This is a genomic window from Rhodococcus sp. P3_B8 (assembly GCF_056402775.1).
Map to the genome: position 1 here is coordinate 66,760 of NZ_JBFUGT010000011.1, position 17,396 is coordinate 84,155.

The window sequence follows — 17,396 nt, forward strand, 5'->3', positions numbered from 1 at the left end:
TCGCGTCAGTTGGGAGTCACCCCGAGGAGCGGGGCGAGCTGATTCGCAATCGGGTTGAGGTCCAGCCTGTTCGGGTCCTTCTTGGGCGTGGAGTCCCACGGCTGAACGGTGGCGGGGTCGCCGAACACGATCCGGTTCGCACTGCGGACGCCGGTGAGACTGCCCTGTGGGGCTTCGCAGGACGCGGCGGTGTTCTGCGGGAAGTCCTGCTGCGTGTCGTCGAAGTTCGGGTCGTTCCGCTTCATCTCCTGGAGGATCGCCTGGGTGCCCTCGTAGCCGACGGTGCACGACGGCGGATTGTTGGTCTCGGCCACCAGGCCCAGGTGCACGGTTCCGTCGTCGGGCGCAATGGTCGACGACGCTGCCGCCACCCCCGGCAGGTACACGAACAGGGTCTGCAGGGCGGTGGCTTGCACCGAGATCGCCTTCGCCGTGACGGACAGGTTGGCGAGGTTCGTCGTGGCACCGGGTCCGGCCTCCGAGACGAGTTGCCCCAGTAGATCGCTCGCCGGATTTCCGTTGTCGATCAGCCGCTGGACGTCCGGGTCGCTGCTGCGCAGACGATCCGCGAGCGAGTCCAGGTCGGCACTGAAATCCTTGATCGCCGAGGACTGTTCGGACTGCGTATCCAGTACAGTGCGACCGTCGCGCACCAAAGCCATTGTCCGATCGAGCGATTCGGAGCCCGACCCCGACAGCCCGGACAACGAATCCGCGAGCGACTGAAGGTCTTCGTCCTTGCCGTCGAATGCCGCACCGAGTTCCGTCACGACGGTGTGGAGCGCGTCGATCGGCACGGATTCCGTCAATCCCCGTGTGCTGGCGAGCAATTCTTCGACGGGCACCGGCGTCGACGTGTCGGCGGCGGCGATTCGGGACCCGTCCGCGAGGAACGGCCCCCGATCGGTGGCGGGCCGAAGGTCGACGTACTGCTCGCCGATCGCCGACCTGTTGGCCACGACGGCTTTCGCGGAGGCGGGAATGTCGGGCGCGCTCGTGTCGATCCTCAGTTCGACGACGACGCCGTCCGGGGTCAGGGACATGTCCCCGACGCGGCCGACCGGCACGCCGCGGTAGGCGACTTCCGCATTGGTGAAGATGCCGCCCGACGTCTCCGATTCGAGGTGCACGGTGTATTCGCCGAACCCGAGGAGATTGCCCAGGCGCACATAGTTGGCACCCACGTAGACGAGGCCCGTGAGAGCCACGAGAACGAAGCCGATCAGCTGCCACCGGACGAGCGGCGACCTCACCGTCGACCCTCGATGTCGCGTCGCCCGAACGCCGTCCCCGCTGCGGCTGGCAGGCACCGGTTCGCGAAATGACTGTTGATGGCGGCGGCAGACACAGGCACTCCGATGACAGTGGGATACGTGAGACAAGCGGTCACACATATATCTAGTCCGGTCGCCGTAGCAGCGCAAACTCCGAACCACCCTCGGTGGCGCACGTCACTCGACGGTCTTGACTGAATTTTCAGTTTGGAATATCTTCGGTTCCCAACAGGACGTGATGACAGTCACCTCCGCCCCGAAATGTGAGGTCCGCAGTGTCCACGAATCTCGACCCGACGACGCCCCTCGACGACACCGCCCCCTCCCCGCCGGAGGACCGCTTCGGACACGTCGAGACGATCGGCGTGGAATACATCCCCGAATCGGAACGCGATTCGCGACCGCTCAACATGCTCGCCGTGTTCTTCGGCGGCAACCTGGCGTTCTCGGTGATCGTGTTCGGCTGGCTCCCCATCACGTTCGGACTCGGGTTCGGCAGCGCGATCGCGGCCAGCGCGGTCGGCATCGGACTCGGCACGCTCCTCATCGCTCCCCTGTCACTCCTGGGCCCGCGCACCGGCACGAACAACACCGTGTCGAGTGGTGYGCACTTCGGAGTGAGCGGACGGATGATCGGCTCGGGGCTCACCCTGCTCTTCGCCCTCGCGTACGCCGCGATCGCGGTCTGGACCTCGGGTGACGCGCTGATCGCCGCCGCCCACCGCCTGCTCGGCACACCGGTCGACAACGGCATGCTCGCCCTCGGCTACGGCATCATCGCCGCCGAGATCGTGGCCGTCGCGCTGTTCGGCCACGGCACGGTGGTCGCGCTCCAGAAGTTCGTGCTGCCCGTCGTTGCCGCGCTGCTCCTGCTCGGTGTGTTCGCGTTCGGGGGTCGCTTCGACGGCGGGTCGGGCAGCGGCGACTATCTCCTCGGCGGGTTCTGGCCCACCTGGATTCTGGCCGTGGTGCTCGCCGTCGGCGGTCCGCTGTCGTACGCCCCGACACTCGGCGACTACAGCAGGCGGATCTCCCGGGTGCGGTTCAGCGACCGTACGATCGTCGCGGCCACCATGGCAGGCATCTTCTTCGGGCTGTTCCTGACCGCGGCTTTCGGATCGTTCACCGCGTCGACGTTCACCACGCTGAGCGACTCCTACGTTGCCGACCTGGTGGCGGAGGCGCCCGGTTGGTACGTGCTGCCGATCGTCCTCGTCGCCCTCGCAGGAGGACTCGGCCAGGGCGTCCTCAACGTCTACGCCAGCGGTCTCGATCTGGAAGCGCTGATCCCCCGGTTGCGCCGCGTCCACACCACGCTGATCACGTCGGCGCTCGCGGTCGCCCTGCTCTACATCGGCGTGTTCGTCGTCGACGCCGTCGATTCGATCACCGCGATGACCTTGGTGCTCAACGGTTTCGCCGCGCCGTGGGTGGCGATCAACGTCGCCGGCTTCCTGGTTGCGCGGCGAGGGCAGTACGACGCCGTCGACCTCCAGGTCTTCAATCTGGGCCGCAGGGGTGGGCGCTACTGGTTCACCGGCGGCTGGAACCTGCGCGCCGTCATCCCGTGGGCGGCCGGATCCGTGTTCGGCGTCCTCGCCGTCGACACGTCGCTGTACTCCGGGCCCCTTGCCGACATCGCGCACGGTGTCGATGTCAGTCTTGTCGGATCGTCGGCCATCGCCGTGGCCGGCTACCTCGCCGCGCTGCGACTGTGGCCCGAACATGTGGCCCCGGTCGAGGCGCCGAGGTCCTAGGGCGGCACGAACCGAAGGAGATTCACCGATGAGCGAGCGACGCGATGCGATTCTGAAGGCCAGCGCGACGGCCATTGCCCAACGAGGCATTCGCGGGCTTCGCGTCAACGATGTCGCGGAGGTCGCGGGCGTGTCGCCGGGACTGCTGTACTACCACTTCAAGGATCGCATCGGCCTCCTCGAGGCCGCCCTGAACTACATCAACGACCGTGCCCGCGCCTACCGCAGCGAGGGTGAGGGATCCGGCGACTCCGCTCGCGACCGCCTCACCCGCTCCCTCCTCGGGGAGATCCAGGACCGTCCCGAGGTCGTAGAGAACTCGTTGGCCTGGAACGAGTTACGCGCCTCCGCTGTGTACGAGGAGGCGCTGCGGGAGCCCCTCGCGCGGACCACCGCGGCGTGGGTGTCGGAGATCGCCGACGCGATCGCCCAGGCGCAGGTCACCGGCGAGATCTCCCGCTCGCTCGACCCCCAGCCCACCGCGATCACGATGACGGCCCTCGTCGAGGGTCTGTCCGGGCGGTGGCTCTGCAAGGAGATCTCCACCGAGGACGCCCGCTCCCATCTGCTCGGCGCGATCGACGTCGTGATGTCCGAGCCCACCCACCACATTGCCGACACCCCCGTCACACCCACACCGAAGGAATAACCATGACCATTCGCACGATCACCGCACTGCCAGCACCGTCCTCACCGGCGCGCTTCACCGAATCCGCCCGCACACCGCTGCGGGTCGGACTGGTACAGCACCGCTGGCGACCCGATGCGGACGCACTGCGCACCGCGTTGACCGACGCGATCGGCGAGGCAGCCGCACTCGGCGCTGCGGTGGTGTTCCTGCCGGAACTCACGTTGTCGAAGTACCCCGCCGACACCCGCGCGACCGGGGCCCCCGGCCGCGACGCCGAGCACCTCACGACCGGCCCCACGTACAGTTTCGCGGCCGCCGCCGCTGCCCGGCACGGGGTCTGCGTCCACGCTTCCCTCTACGAACGAGCCGACGGCCCCGACGGTCTCGGTTTCAACACCGCGATCCTCGTCGCCCCGTCCGGTGAATTGCTCTCCCGGACCCGCAAGCTGCACATCCCGGTCAGCGCCGGCTACTACGAGGACACCTACTTCCGCGGCGGTCCCGCCGACGACGCCTACCCCGTCTACCGCCCGGGCGAACTGGACGGTGCCGCACTCGGTTTGCCGACGTGCTGGGACGAATGGTTCCCCGAAGTCGCGCGGATGTATTCGCTCGGCGGCGCCGAGATCCTCGTCTACCCCACCGCTATCGGGTCGGAGCCGAGCGCCCCGTCCTTCGACACCCAGCCGATCTGGCAGCACGTGATCGTCGGAAACGGCATCACCAGTGGCACATTCATGGTGGTCCCGAACCGCTGCGGCAACGAGGGCGGCATCGACTTCTACGGTTCCTCGTTCATCTCCGACCCGTACGGCCGCGTGCTCGTGTCTGCTCCCCGCGACGAGGAGGCGGTCCTGGTGGCCGATCTCGACCTCGATCAGCGGAAGGACTGGCTCGATCTCTTCCCGTTCCTGACCACCCGCAGGCCGGACACGTACACCCGGCTGACGGATCCCGTGGACCACGAGCACCCCTACGGACTTCCGACGACGGTATCGGCCGCGGAGACCCGGTCATGACCTGGCGGATGCCGAGCGAGACCGAACCGCAGGAACGGGTGTGGATGGCGTTCCCGCCCCTCGGGGCCTCGATGACCGCGACCGCGGACGACGCGCACGAGGCGCGAACCGCGTGGACGGCCGTCGCCCACACGATCGCCGAATTCGAGCCGGTCACCATGGTCGTCGATCCGGCGGATCGGGATGTCGCCCGGCAGTACTTGTCCGCGGACATCGATGTGGTCGAGGTTCCCCTCGACGACGCCTGGATGCGCGACATCGGACCCACGTTCGTCCTCGACGAGGACGACCGCCTCGGTGCCGTCGACTGGACGTTCAACGGCTGGGGACAACAGGAGTGGGCGACCTGGGATCGCGACCGGTCGATCGGCGCGGCCGTCACCCGGTGGTCCGGTGCGCAGCCGGTCCCGTCGTCGATGGTCAACGAGGGCGGCGGGATCCAGGTCGACGGTCGCGGAACCGTGCTCGTCACCGAGACCGTGCAACTGGACCCGCTGCGCAACCCCGGCCTGGACGCGGCGGGAGTCGAGGCGGAACTCGCGCGCACGATCGGCGCCGAGCACGTCGTCTGGCTCCCCCGCGGCCTCACGCGAGATTCCGAGAAGTTCGGCACCAAGGGGCACGTCGACATCGTCGCGGCGCTACCCGCACCCGGGGTGGCTCTCGTGCACTCCCAGCGCGACCGATCCCACCCCGACCACGAGGTGTCCGCCGAGATCCTGAAAGTTCTGTCCGACAGCCGTGACCGTTCAGGTGCGCCGTGGCGGATCGTCGAGGTGCCTGCCCCGACGGTCCTGCGTGACGAGGAGGGCTGGGTCGACTACAGCTACATCAATCATCTCGTCGTCAACGGCGGCGTCATCGCATGCGGCTTCGACGACCCTCACGATGCCCTCGCCCGCGACATCCTGTCGAGCGTCTACCCCGGTCGCCGCGTCGTCACGGTCGATGCCCGGCAGATCTTCGCGCGGGGCGGCGGCATCCACTGCATCACCCAGCACCAGCCTCGCGGGCGGATCTAGCGGGCACTGTTCTCGCTGTCCACTTCCGCGAGCCGCCTCGCCAGGAATCGCCGGGTCGGGTCGTTCGCCGCCAGACCGATCGCGGCGCGGTACTCCGCGCTCGCCTCGGCGGGCCTGCCCGCTCGGCGCAGCAGGTCGGCGCGGGTCGCGTGCACGGTGTGCGTCCGCGCCAGCCTCGGCTCCCCGGCGAGTGCGTCCAACTCGGCGAGGCCGGCGTCGGGGCCGTCCCGGAAGCTCACTGCGACAGCGCGATTGAGACGGGCGGCGGGCGAGTCACCGTACGTGCCGAGTTCGTCGTATCCGGCGACGACGGCGTTCCAGTCGGTCGCCGTCCAGTTCGGCGCCGTCGCGTGGGCGGCCGCGATCGCGGCCTGCGCGCTGTACGGACCGCTTCCCCTGCGCCGTGCGGCCCGCAGGCACACGACGCCTTCCGCGATCTTCGCCCGGTCCCAACGCCGACGGTCCTGCTCCTCGAGTGAGACGAGATCACCCGCGTCGTCCGTTCGCTGAGCACGCCTGCTGTCGTGAAACAGCATGAGCGCCATCAGCGCCCACGCCTCACCCTCGTCCGGCATCAGCTCGCACAGCAACCGGCCGAGCCGCAGCGCCTCCTCGCAGAGTTCGTCGCGGATCGCGGTGTCGCCCGACGTCGCCGAATAGCCCTCGGTGAACACCAGATAGATGCAGGCGAGTACCTGCGGGGTGCGCTCGGGCAGCAGATGGTCGGGCGGGACCCGGAAGGGGATACCGGCCGTCCGGATCTTCGACTTCGCTCGGCTGAGCCGTTGGGACACGGTCGGTTCCGGGGCGAGGAACAACCGGGCGATCTCCGCCGGCCTCAGCCCGGCCACCAGGCGGAGAGTCAACGCGACCTGCGACTCCGGGGACAGCGCAGGATGGCAGCACGTGAACATGAGCCGCAACTGGTCGTCACGCACCGGCCACACCTCTTCCTCGTCCGGAGGGGGAACGAGCCGCGCCGCATCGTGCTCCTTGTCGCCGCGCAACGACTCCCGGCGCAACCGGTCCAGTGCCCGGTTGCGGGCGACGGTCGTGATCCAGGCTCCCGGGTTCTTGGGCAGTCCCGCCTCCGGCCAGCTGCGGATCGCCTCGGCGAACGCCTCCTGCACCGCATCTTCCGCGAGGGACAGGTCGCCGACCATCCGTGCCACGGTCGCCAGCGCCCGACCGGACTCCTCCCGGAAGACGCGGCTCAGCGTGTCGCCGTCCATTACTCGGCGTAGGCGACGATCTGCCGGAGTTCGACGCAGCCCTTCGGCGTCACCGGGATCTTCGCCGACAACGCGATCGCACTCTCCCGGTCCTCGGCTGCGAGCACGTACAGGCCGTTCGCGACCTCGGCTGTCTCGGCGAAGGGGCCGTCGGTGAGAAGGAGTTCCCCGTCGCGAACGCGGATCGTCGTCGCGGAGTCCGGCGGATAGAGGGCCCCGCCGCCACGCACCGCGGACCCGGCGAGCCGACCGAACTTCTCGTGCTCGGCCATTCCCTCGTCCCACTGGGGTGTGCCCGGCGCCACCGCCGCCGCCACCGGTTCGCGGAGCAGCGCCATCCAGCAGCCTGTCTGATCGGTCACGGGCATCCACTCGAACATCGGCCACAGCTCGATGATCGCCTCCGGGATGTGCCGCGCCACATTCAGCACCTCGTCCAGGTCCGGTCCCTCGAGGACGTAGAAACCACCGATCACCTCCGCGGTCTCCGCGAACGGACCGTCCGTGATCAGCGCCCGGCCGCCCTCGTTCCGGATGGTCGCCGCCTCCGCGCTCGGATACAAGGCACCCCCTCCGACGATCGCGGAGCCCGCTCTCTCCGTGAACGCCTGGTGGCGCGCAACGGCCACCGCAAACTCCGGACTGTCCGGTGCCCATTCGGTGGCGTTCTTCTCGTCCGCCAGCAATGCCAGGTAGTACATGGGGTCATCCTTCCTCGAAAAGAAGGAACTCGGGTGCTCCTTCTGACCAGACGACGAAGAAGAGGGACGAACTTCGACACGTGCGGTGAGAGAACCGGCACCTGCGGGTGAAGAATGGACGACGAAGCCCTACGAACCACCAACTGTTCACCATCTGGCCACTTGATCGTGAGATAACGAGCCGTACGCACCACCACCCGCTCAGAGAAGGAATTCTGGATTGTCTCTCCAGTCGCCGACGGATTCGGACCTGTCGCTCCGTATACCCCGGGAATTCCTCCGCCGTGAATTCGCACCGGCGCCGCGCACACTCGTCGACATCCTGTTCGCGACGGCCGAGGCGAACCCCGAAGCCCCGGCGATCGACGACGGCTCGACGTCGCTCACCTACCAGGAACTGCTCGAGGAGATCCGGCAGACCGCGGAGGTCCTGGCCGAATCGGGAGTCGGGGCCGGCGATCGCGTCGGAATCCGAATGCCGTCCGGATCCTGCTCGCTCTACGTCGCAATCCTGGCGACGCTCGCCGTCGGCGCCGCCTACGTGCCGGTCGACGCGGACGACCCCGAGGAACGCGCCGAACTCGTGTTCGGTGAGGCGCAGGTCCGGTGCGTGATCACCGGCACCGGGATCACCGCAGGTACCGCCCCCGACAGGGCCGAGTCGCCGAGCGCCCGTCCGCCGACCGTCGACGACGACGCGTGGATCATCTTCACCTCCGGTTCCACCGGCACCCCCAAGGGTGTCGCGGTGAACCATCGCAATGCGGCGGCGTTCGTGGATGCCGAAGCCCGGATGTTTCTGCAGGAAGACCCGATCCGGCCCGGCGATCGGGTGCTGGCCGGACTGTCCGTCGCGTTCGACGCGTCCTGCGAGGAGATGTGGCTCGCGTGGCGTCACGGCGCCTGCCTCGTTCCCGCGCCCCGATCCCTGGTGCGCAGCGGCATGGACCTCGGCCCGTGGCTCGTCGCGCGCGACGTCAGCATCGTCTCGACGGTGCCGACCCTCGCGTCGCTGTGGCCTGCCGAGGCCCTCGAGGCCGTGCGCCTGCTGATCTTCGGCGGCGAGGCCTGCCCACCCGAACTGGCGGAGCGTCTCGCCGTCGACGGACGCGAGGTATGGAATACGTACGGGCCCACCGAGGCGACCGTCGTGGCGTGCGGCGCCCTGATGGACGGCAAGAGTCCGGTCAGTATCGGCCTCCCGCTCGACGGCTGGGACCTCGCAGTGGTCGACGCGACCGGTGAACCCGTCCCCGAGGGCGAGGTGGGCGAACTGGTCATCGGCGGTGTCGGCCTGGCCCGGTACCTCGACCCGCAGAAAGACGCCGAGAAGTACGCACCGATGCCGACACTCGGCTGGGATCGCGCATACCGCAGTGGCGACCTCGTCCGCCTCGACCGCCGCGGACTTCTGTTCCAGGGTCGCGCAGACGATCAGGTGAAACTCGGTGGCAGGCGGATCGAACTGGGCGAGGTCGACAACGCCCTGCAGAACCTTCCCGGCGTCGGCGGCGCCGCCGCTGCCGTCCGCCGGACCGGAGCCGGTCACCAGGTACTCGTCGGCTACCTTGTCAGCACCAACCCCGACTTCGACCTCAAGGCGGCGCACGCGGCGCTCACCGAGCAGCTGCCGGCGGCGCTGGTTCCCCGGTTGGTCCTGGTCGACGAACTGCCCACCCGCACGTCGGGCAAGGTCGACCGGAACGCCCTGCCCTGGCCCCCGCCGGGTGTCGACGACGCCGCGGAGAAACTGGGTCTCGAGGGCACGCAGGCCTGGGTCGCGGGGCTGTGGACGGCGATTCTCGGTGCCGAGATCACGGGCCCCGACGACGACTTCTTCGAGCTCGGCGGTGGATCGCTCTCGGCGGCCCAGCTGGTCACGGCGCTGCGCGAACGGTTCCCCGAGGTGACGGTCGCGCAACTGTACGACCATCCGCGGCTCGGTTCGCTCGCGGAATACCTCGACGAGCTGGCGCCGATCGACGCCGCCGAACCCCGCCTCGTCACGCCGACTCCGCGTCGGAGCCAGCTCGCGCAGATCGCGGCGACCGTTCCCCTGACGACGCTCACGGGCCTGCAGTGGGTCACGTGGCTGGCCATCGCGAACAACGTCTTCTCCTGGTTCACGACGGTGCCGTGGGCGCCCACGGTGTCGTGGTGGTGGATTCTGCTCGCGTTCTTCGCGTTCATCAGCCCGGTCGGCCGGATGGCGATCTCGGTGATCGGTTCGCGGATCCTGCTGCGCGGACTCGAGCCGGGAACGTATCCCCGAGGCGGCAGCGAACACCTGCGGCTGTGGGTGGCGCTGCGCCTGACCGAGGCCAGCGGTGCCGCGAACCTGTCGGGCGCGCCGTGGATGCTCTACTACGCGCGGGCGCTCGGCGCGAAGGTCGGCAAGGGCGTCGACCTGCACACGCTCCCGCCGGTCACCGGCATGCTCGAGCTCGGCGACGGGTGCTCCATCGAACCCGAGGTCGACCTGTCCGGGCACTGGGTGGACGGCGACGTCGTCCACATCGGCGCCATCAAGATCGGTCCGGGTGCGTCGGTGGGCGCCCGGTCCACGCTGGTTCCCGGCGCCACCATCGGGCGCAACGCCGAGGTCGAGGCCGGTTCCGCCGTGTTCGGACGCGTCAAGGCCAATCAGCACTGGGCGGGTTCACCGGCGGTCAAGGTCGGCAAGGCCGTCCACCCGTGGCCCGAGGAGACTCCACGCCGCGCGGCCTACTGGGTTCCCGCGTTCGGCGTGACGTCGATGCTCATCGCCGGACTGCCGATCTTCGCCCTCGTCGCCGGCATCGTGGTCATCGGCTGGTGGATCCGCGACGCCGGCACGATCGGATCCGCCGTACTCCAGTCGCTGGTGATCCTTCCCGTCGCGACGCTCGTCAGCCTCGCCGTATTCGCCGTCCTCACGGTCGTGTCCGTCCGGCTGCTGTCCATCGGGCTGCGTGAGGGCTACCACCCGGTCCGCAGTCGCATCGGCTGGCAGGTGTGGGCCACCGAACGACTCATGGACTCCGCCCGCACGTTCCTGTTCCCGCTGTATGCGAGTCTCCTGACGCCGGGATGGCTGCGGTTGCTCGGCGCCCGGATCGGCAAGAACGTGGAAGCGTCGACCGTGCTCATGCTGCCGAAGTTCACCACCGTGGCGGACGGCGCATTCCTCGCCGACGACACGATGATCGCGAGTTACGAACTCGGCGGCGGCTGGATGCACATCGAACACGCGAAGGTCGGCAAGCGCGCCTTCCTCGGCAACTCCGGGATGACCGGTCCGGGTCGGCGCGTGCCCAAGAACGGTCTCGTCGCGGTGCTCTCGGCCACGCCGTCGAAGGCGAAATCCGGTTCCTCCTGGCTGGGCAGTCCCCCGGTCCGCCTCCGCAGGGCGCCCGGCGACACCGACGCCTCCCGCACGTTCCGTCCCCCGGTCCGGCTCAAGATCGCCCGCGCGGTCGTGGAGACGTGCCGCCTCATCCCGGTGACGGTGACGTTCGGAATCGGCCTCGGCGTGCTGTTCGCGCTGCAGGTGCTGGCTCACCACATCGGCTTCTGGCTCGCGGCGCTGGCGAGCGGTGTCGTCCTCCTCGTCGCGGGCGCGGTCGCCGGGCTGATCTCCGTGATCGCGAAGTGGCTGGTGGTGGGTCGGATCGGGAAGATCGAGCACCCGTTGTGGAGTTCGTTCGTGTGGCGGAACGAGGTGTCGGACGCCTTCGTGGAAACGGTCGCCGCACCCTGGTTCGCCCGTGCCGCCACCGGCACCGCCGTCCTCAACGTCTGGTTGCGGGGCCTCGGAGCCACCATCGGCAAGGGTGTGTGGTGTGAAACCTATTGGCTGCCCGAGGCGGATCTCGTGACGCTGGGCGACGGCGCGACCGTGGAACGGGGGTGTGTCGTGCAGACTCACCTGTTCCATGATCGGATCATGTCCATGGACACCGTCATCCTCGGAGCCGGCGCCACCCTCGGCCCGCACTGTGTCGCGCTGCCCGCCGCCCGGATCGGCGAAGGCGCCACGGTCGGCCCGGCCTCGCTCGTCATGCGCGGCGACACCGTGCCGCCGTCCACGCGGTGGCAGGGAAATCCGATCGCCCCCTGGGCGGCCACGTGAAGGCTGACAAGGGGATCGACGAGCCGGTCGACCCGTATCTCCCCCAGAACGGAAACCGCGGATACCGGGTGTCCCGGTACGAACTCGACCTCACCTACAAGGTTCACAGCAACCGGCTGGCAGGCAAGGCCACGATCACCGCGGTCACCACCGAGGCCCGCTCCCGGTTCGCCCTGGATCTGGCGTCCAATCTGCACGTCACGAAGGTCGCGACCAACGGTTCCCGCAACACGAAGTGGTTGCATCGGAACGGCAAGCTGGTCGTCACGCCCGCGCAGGCGATCCCCGCGGGCGGCGCCCTCGTGCTCACCGTCCAGTACGGGGGTTCGCCGAAACCGATCCGCAGTGTGTGGGGTGAGGTCGGCTGGGAGGAGTTGTCCGAGGGCGCGCTGGTTGCCAGCCAGCCCAACGGGGCGGCGTCCTGGTTCCCGTGCGACGACCACCCGAGTTCGAAGGCCAGTTACCGCATCGCGATCACGACCGATTCGCCGTACTACACGGTGGCCAACGGTGCGCTGGTGAGCAGGCAGACGCGGGCCAGCCAGACGACGTGGGTGTACGAGCAGACCGAGCCGATGGCGAGTTATCTGGCCACCATCCAGATCGGGCCGTACGAACGCCGAAGCCTCGGTTCCGCCGGAGTCCCCATGTTCGCCGTCCACCCGCCGCGGCTGCGTCCGACGTTCGACGTGGACTTCGGCCGGCAGCCTCAGATGATGGACGTGTTCTCCCGACTGTTCGGCCCGTACCCGTTCGCCGACTACACGGTGGTCGTGACGGACGACGAGCTGGAGATCCCGCTCGAGGCGCAGGGACTGTCGATTTTCGGTGCCAACCATTGCACGGGCCGGCGCGGATACGAACGTCTGGTGGCGCACGAACTCGCCCACCAGTGGTTCGGCAACAGCCTGACACTCGGTCAGTGGCGGGACATCTGGCTGCACGAAGGTTTCGCCTGTTACGCGGAGTGGATCTGGTCGGAGAACTCGGGCGGCCCTTCGGCGCACCAGCTCGCACAGCAGGCGCATCAGGGCCTGGCCCGCAAGCCGCAGGACCTGGTGATCGCCGATCCGGGACCGCAGCTGATGTTCGACGACCGCGTCTACAAGCGCGGCGCGCTGACGCTCCACGCGTTGCGACGACGGCTCGGCGACGACAAGTTCTTCGGGCTGCTGCGGCAGTGGACCCTGGCCCATCGCCACTCCACCGTCACGAGCGAGCAGTTCACCGACCTGGCCACCCACTACACCGACGAGCCGCTGCGCCTGCTGTGGGATTCCTGGCTCGGCGAGAAGACTCTGCCGCCGATGTGAGTTGCGGTCACTCCGGGTTCGGCAGGTGCGCGCGCCACTTGGTGAGTGCGAGCGCAAGACAGCCGGCGGCATCGTCCCGAAGAGGAACATTCTCGGGTACGTCACCGCTGGGAACGTCTCGGACAGGTAGGCCATCACGGCCGGCGTCCCGAATCCCAGGTACGTGAGCGAGTAGAAGACGGCGGTCAGTCCGGCGAGGTCGTTCGGGCCCGCGATCCGCTGAATCTCCTGCAGTCCCGACACCATGGCCATGCCGTATCCGCAGCCGAGCACGACGGCGGCGGCGAGCGCGAGCGGAACGGTCAGCGCCGACGCGGCGACGGCGGCGACGCCCATTCCGACGAGGACGACGACGAGTGACACCACGACGGCACGCGCGTTGCGGGGGGTGTCGATCTTGCGTCCGAGCGCCTGGATCGCGAATCCCGCCCCGAGGCCGACCATGCACATGAGCGCCGAGAACGCGAGCGGCAGCCCACCGGTGTTCCCGGACATCAGCGACGGCAGGACCGCGTAGGCGGCGGCCGCAGTGCCGAACACCCAGGGTGCGAGCGGCGCGATCACGAACAGGAATCGCTTGTGGGCGGCGGACGGGATCGCGAGGTCGCGGGCGAGCGAGACTCGTTCGGAGACCGGCTGGGCCGCGCGGGTCTCCGGGGCTCGCCACAGTGCGACGGCAGCGGCGACGGCGATCGCGCTGTGCACAACGTACGACAGGACACTCGGCAGCGGCGCCCACTGCGCGAGGACGCCGGCGACGCCCGCGCCGAGACCGAATCCGCCGGTCAGGCTCATCGCTGCCCGTCGCGCACCGGCACCGTCCGTGGCCGCGGGATCCCACGGCGCGGTCGACAGTTCCTTCACCCAGCTGCCGCCGACGGCCATGCCGAGGCCGAGCGCGACCCCGCACAGGACGCGGCCGACGATGAGCATGGCCGCAGAGTCGGCGCCGAGGGCCAGGAGCGCGGAGCCGGCGATCGTCAGGAACGGTGCCGGGAGCAGGATCGGCCGTCTGCCCAGCCGGTCGGACAGTGGTCCGCCGAGGAGGAGGGCGGGCACGATTCCGACAACGTAGGCAAACAGGAACAGATCGACCGTGACCGGCGAGAAACCGTGATCGGCGCGGTACATGCCGAGGAGCGGCGTGAATTCGTTGCCGCCCCACGCGACCGCGAACATGGTCGCGGCCACCAGCAGCCAGGCGCGCGGCGACGCGAGGGTCTCCGGCACCTCGATCGGGGATTCGCGGACGACGGTCATCGCGCAACTCCTCTCGGGTTGAGGGCGTGGACCTGGCGCATGTGGACGAGCACCGCGGCGTCGAACCCGGCGGCGTCACCCGCTTCGACGAGTTCGGTCAGCTGCTCGTGGTCGGCGATGATCCTGGGCAGCTGTCCCGGGTCACGGGTGATCGAGTGTGCCGTCATGCGTCGCTGACGCTCGCGGATGCTGGAGTAGAACGTCGCGAGCAGCGGATTCTCGCCCGCCTCGACGATCATCCGATGGAAGTCGGCGTCGGCGGCGCTGAAGGCGGCGACGTCGCCGCGCTCGGCGATCTCCCGCTGCTCGACGAGGTTCTCGCGCAGGCGGGCGACGAGGAGTTCGCGGGCGTGTGGCTGGTCGGCCAGCACCCGGACGCTGTGCGTCTCGACGAGTTGCCGGGCGTCGACCACGTGCTCCGCCTCGCCGTCCGCGACGGGCACGATGAGCGCGCCCCGCTTCGGGTACAGCCGCATCCAGCCCTCGGACTCGAGCCGGAGGAAGGCTTCGCGCACCGGGGTACGACTGAGCCCCATGCGCCCGGCGATCTCGCCCTCGCTGATCAGCTCACCGCCGGGCAGACCGCCCGACAGGATGAGCTCCTTGACCTCGCGATAGGCCTGCTCCGCGGCGGAATACAACATAGACACAAGAAGTATTTAACACCTGGAGCCGGGTGCGGGTCTATGCACGGACAGCCACTGTGAGCTCTATCTCCACGGGTGCGCCGGACGGCAGGGCGTACACGCCGATCGCGCTGCGCACCGGCAGAGCGTCGGCCCCCAGGCATTCGACCAGCACGTCCGACGCGCCGTCGGCCACCGCGGACAGCTCACGGAAGTCCGGGGTACAGGCGACGAAGACGCTCATGCGCAGGCACCGGGAGATCGCCGCCGTGCCGCCGACGGCCGAGGCTATCGCGGTGATCGCGTTCCTCGCCGCCAACCCGGCCGCCTCCCGGGCCCGCGGGATGTCCAGGTCCCGTCCGACGACGCCGGTAACCGTGAGCACACCGTCGCGGCGTGGCGTCATCCCGGCGCTGTACGCGATCCCGTCGTGCACGACCGCGGGAATGTAGCGGCCCTGGGGCCGTGGGGCGGCGGCGACGGATTCCTGCTCAGACACCGAGTGCTATTCCTTCCTGGCGGGGGTCGGCGGCGCCGGACAGCAGGCCGCGCGCTGCGTCGAGGGAGATGATCTGCGCGCTCCCACCGGCGGCCCACGGACCCTGCAGTGCGACGTCGTGACCCAGGCTCTCCAACTCCGTGCGCACCTCCTCCGGAATGCGGGACTCGCACCGCAGTTCCGCCGGGCGGCCGACCACATCGGCGTCACTGCCCGGGAAGACCGTGAAGCGGGGCGCCGCGACGGCCTCCGCCGGGTCGAGTCCGTGATCGAGCAGGTGCGAGATCAGTTGCATGTTCCATTGCACCTGCCCGTCCCCGCCCGGGGTGTTCCCGACGTGCAGGAGATTCCCGGACGTATCGGTGATCACCCACGCGTTGAGGGTGTGCAGCGGTTTACGCCGCGGCGCCGCGGCGTTGGGATGCCCCGGGATCAGATAGGCCCCGCGGCCGAATCGGTTGTTCAGCACCACTCCGGTGCCGGGGACGGTCATCTTGGCGCCGAACGTGAAGGCGAGCGAGTGGATGAAACTGACCGCGCGGCCGTCGGAGTCCACCGCGACGGTCGAGGTGGTGTCACCGGCGCTCACGCTGAAGGCGCCCGACGACGCCCGGCGGCCGTCCAGCCTGTCTCTCGCCGCCCCGATCGCGGTCGGCTCGAGCACGGCCCGCCACCCGTCGTTGCCGGCGCCGCAGGTCGCGAACCGATCCTCGAAGGCCAGACGGGCCGCTCGCGCCATGCGATCGACGGCCGGAGCGGTGAGCCACGGCGAGAAGCCGACGACGCCGTCGTTCAGCGCCGCCTGCTGCAGCACCATCCATCCGGGGGTGGGCAGGGGCGTCTGGTGAACGACCGCGCCGGCGTAGTGCCCGCTGATCGCGAACTCCCGTCGCACGTCGGCGCCTGCCGCCCACTCGTCCCCGCCGAACGGCGCCCCACCGGCGCGGAGCGCCTCAACCGCCTGCTGAGCGAACGGGCCGGTGTAGAAACCGTGCACGTCGCGCGCCAGTGCCTCGATGGTCCGGGCCAGGTCGCGCTGCGGCAGCCGCTCCCCGACCTGCGGCAACCGGCCGTCCGGGAGGTACACCGCACGCAGTCCGGGGTCGGCGGCGATCGCGGTCTGCGCCTCTCGCACGTCGTCGCGGGTCTTGGCCGAGCAGGGAAGCCCCTTCTCCGCCGCGCACACCGCCGGTGCCCAGAGGTCCATCAGCGAGCGGGTGGCGCCACCCGCGTGCAACGCGCCGAGGGCGGCCGGCGCCCCGGGAACCGCCACCGCCAGCGCCCCGTCGAGGGGAATCGACCGCAGCCCACGTTCGGTGTAGAAGTCCACGTCACCGCCGTCGGGCCCGAAGCCGCTGCCCCCGACCGTCCACACCGATCCGTCCGGTTCGCGGACGACGGCGAACGCGTCACCGCCGATTCCGCATTGCCCCGGCAACGTCAGCCAGGTCATCGCGGCCATGGCCAGCGTCGCGTCGATGGCGTTGCCTCCGTCGGCCAGAACGCGGGCACCTACCGTGCTCGCCGCGGGATGACTGGACGAGACCATGCCGTCGGCGGAGAGAGTGGACGGTCGGGGGTTCACTTCATGCACCCCCGCGCGGCCCGCCGGCGCGGGATGGAACTGGTGTCGTCGGGGTCGACGCCGACGAAGATCTCGCCGTCACGTTCCTCGACCGGGTAGGTCTTGATGGCCACCGTCGCCGGTGGGCACACGGGTTCCCCGGTCTCCAGATCGAACACGCTTCCGTGGCAGGAGCATCCGATACCGTCGTCGACGAGTTTCCCGGACGAGAGCAGGCAGTCCAGGTGTGTGCAGTAGTTGGACGTGGCGTAGGCCTTCCCGTTCAGGCGGGCCACGGCGAACTCGTGTTCACCGGCGAAGAAGCGGCGCACGATGCCTTCGGAAACCTGTCCGGAGCGCGCAACGCGAGTGAATTCCATGGTCTTC

Annotated in this window: 14 protein-coding genes and 1 pseudogene; 7 read left to right on the top strand and 8 right to left on the bottom strand. The window is 69.3% G+C overall.

Annotated features, from left to right (window positions below; genetic code table 11):
* Window positions 1–5 precede the first annotated feature (5 nt).
* The gene (locus AC1D1G_RS07375) at window positions 6–1,253 is read right to left on the bottom strand and encodes an MlaD family protein (protein ID WP_477951598.1); all 1,248 of its coding nucleotides are present in this window, start codon (window positions 1,251–1,253) and stop codon (window positions 6–8) included.
* A 296-nt stretch (window positions 1,254–1,549) separates the two neighbouring features.
* Between AC1D1G_RS07375 and AC1D1G_RS07380 the strand changes: the two genes are divergently transcribed.
* The 4 genes from AC1D1G_RS07380 to AC1D1G_RS07395 are packed head-to-tail and all read left to right on the top strand — an operon-like array spanning window position 1,550 to window position 5,703.
* Window positions 1,550–3,031, top strand: coding sequence for a purine-cytosine permease family protein (locus AC1D1G_RS07380; RefSeq protein WP_477951599.1), 1,482 nt, complete (start codon window positions 1,550–1,552; stop codon window positions 3,029–3,031).
* 28 nt (window positions 3,032–3,059) lie between these two features.
* Window positions 3,060–3,680 (top strand): TetR/AcrR family transcriptional regulator, encoded by a 621-nt coding sequence (locus AC1D1G_RS07385; protein WP_283336371.1) that lies wholly within the window; start codon window positions 3,060–3,062, stop codon window positions 3,678–3,680.
* Between the two features lie 2 nt (window positions 3,681–3,682).
* Window positions 3,683–4,681, top strand: coding sequence for a nitrilase-related carbon-nitrogen hydrolase (locus AC1D1G_RS07390; protein WP_283336372.1), 999 nt, complete (start codon window positions 3,683–3,685; stop codon window positions 4,679–4,681).
* Window positions 4,678–5,703: an agmatine deiminase family protein gene (locus AC1D1G_RS07395; protein WP_477951600.1), complete on the top strand. Its 1,026-nt coding sequence runs from the start codon at window positions 4,678–4,680 to the stop codon at window positions 5,701–5,703. Before AC1D1G_RS07390 ends, AC1D1G_RS07395 begins: the two co-directional genes overlap by 4 nt.
* On the opposite strand, the gene AC1D1G_RS07400 is transcribed toward AC1D1G_RS07395, so the two are convergent.
* The gene (locus AC1D1G_RS07400) at window positions 5,700–6,935 is read right to left on the bottom strand and encodes an RNA polymerase sigma factor (protein ID WP_477951601.1); all 1,236 of its coding nucleotides are present in this window, start codon (window positions 6,933–6,935) and stop codon (window positions 5,700–5,702) included. The genes AC1D1G_RS07395 and AC1D1G_RS07400 overlap by 4 nt on opposite strands.
* The gene (locus tag AC1D1G_RS07405; RefSeq protein WP_283354147.1) at window positions 6,935–7,636 is read right to left on the bottom strand and encodes a YciI family protein; all 702 of its coding nucleotides are present in this window, start codon (window positions 7,634–7,636) and stop codon (window positions 6,935–6,937) included. The genes AC1D1G_RS07400 and AC1D1G_RS07405 overlap by 1 nt, the downstream gene beginning before the upstream one ends.
* Window positions 7,637–7,856: 220 nt before the next feature.
* Between AC1D1G_RS07405 and AC1D1G_RS07410 the strand changes: the two genes are divergently transcribed.
* Both AC1D1G_RS07410 and AC1D1G_RS07415 read left to right on the top strand, forming a co-directional pair.
* Window positions 7,857–11,747: a Pls/PosA family non-ribosomal peptide synthetase gene (locus AC1D1G_RS07410; RefSeq protein ID WP_283354148.1), complete on the top strand. Its 3,891-nt coding sequence runs from the start codon at window positions 7,857–7,859 to the stop codon at window positions 11,745–11,747.
* Window positions 11,744–13,060 carry a M1 family metallopeptidase gene (locus AC1D1G_RS07415; RefSeq protein ID WP_283354149.1) on the top strand — a complete coding sequence of 439 codons (1,317 nt, stop codon included), beginning with the start codon at window positions 11,744–11,746 and terminating at the stop codon, window positions 13,058–13,060. The genes AC1D1G_RS07410 and AC1D1G_RS07415 overlap by 4 nt, the downstream gene beginning before the upstream one ends.
* A gap of 7 nt (window positions 13,061–13,067) precedes the next feature.
* Here the strand turns inward: AC1D1G_RS07415 and AC1D1G_RS07420 are convergent.
* A pseudogene (locus AC1D1G_RS07420) lies at window positions 13,068–14,251 on the bottom strand (MFS transporter).
* Here AC1D1G_RS07420 and AC1D1G_RS07425 point away from each other — a divergent pair.
* Window positions 14,205–14,342, top strand: coding sequence for a hypothetical protein (locus tag AC1D1G_RS07425; RefSeq protein ID WP_477951609.1), 138 nt, complete (start codon window positions 14,205–14,207; stop codon window positions 14,340–14,342). The pseudogene AC1D1G_RS07420 and the gene AC1D1G_RS07425 sit on opposite strands and share 47 nt — an antisense overlap.
* Here the strand turns inward: AC1D1G_RS07425 and AC1D1G_RS07430 are convergent.
* Genes AC1D1G_RS07430 through AC1D1G_RS07445 form a run of 4 tightly spaced genes read right to left on the bottom strand, consistent with a single transcriptional unit; the run spans window position 14,317 to window position 17,389 of the window.
* Window positions 14,317–14,964: a GntR family transcriptional regulator gene (locus AC1D1G_RS07430; protein ID WP_005262092.1), complete on the bottom strand. Its 648-nt coding sequence runs from the start codon at window positions 14,962–14,964 to the stop codon at window positions 14,317–14,319. The genes AC1D1G_RS07425 and AC1D1G_RS07430 overlap by 26 nt on opposite strands.
* Before the next feature lie 40 nt (window positions 14,965–15,004).
* Window positions 15,005–15,445: a RidA family protein gene (locus AC1D1G_RS07435; protein ID WP_283336382.1), complete on the bottom strand. Its 441-nt coding sequence runs from the start codon at window positions 15,443–15,445 to the stop codon at window positions 15,005–15,007.
* Window positions 15,438–17,030 carry a gamma-glutamyltransferase family protein gene (locus AC1D1G_RS07440; protein ID WP_477951602.1) on the bottom strand — a complete coding sequence of 531 codons (1,593 nt, stop codon included), beginning with the start codon at window positions 17,028–17,030 and terminating at the stop codon, window positions 15,438–15,440. Before AC1D1G_RS07440 ends, AC1D1G_RS07435 begins: the two co-directional genes overlap by 8 nt.
* On the bottom strand, window positions 17,027–17,389 hold the full coding sequence (locus AC1D1G_RS07445; protein WP_283336384.1) for a Rieske (2Fe-2S) protein: 363 nt from the start codon (window positions 17,387–17,389) through the stop codon (window positions 17,027–17,029). Before AC1D1G_RS07445 ends, AC1D1G_RS07440 begins: the two co-directional genes overlap by 4 nt.
* Window positions 17,390–17,396: the final 7 nt, after the last annotated feature.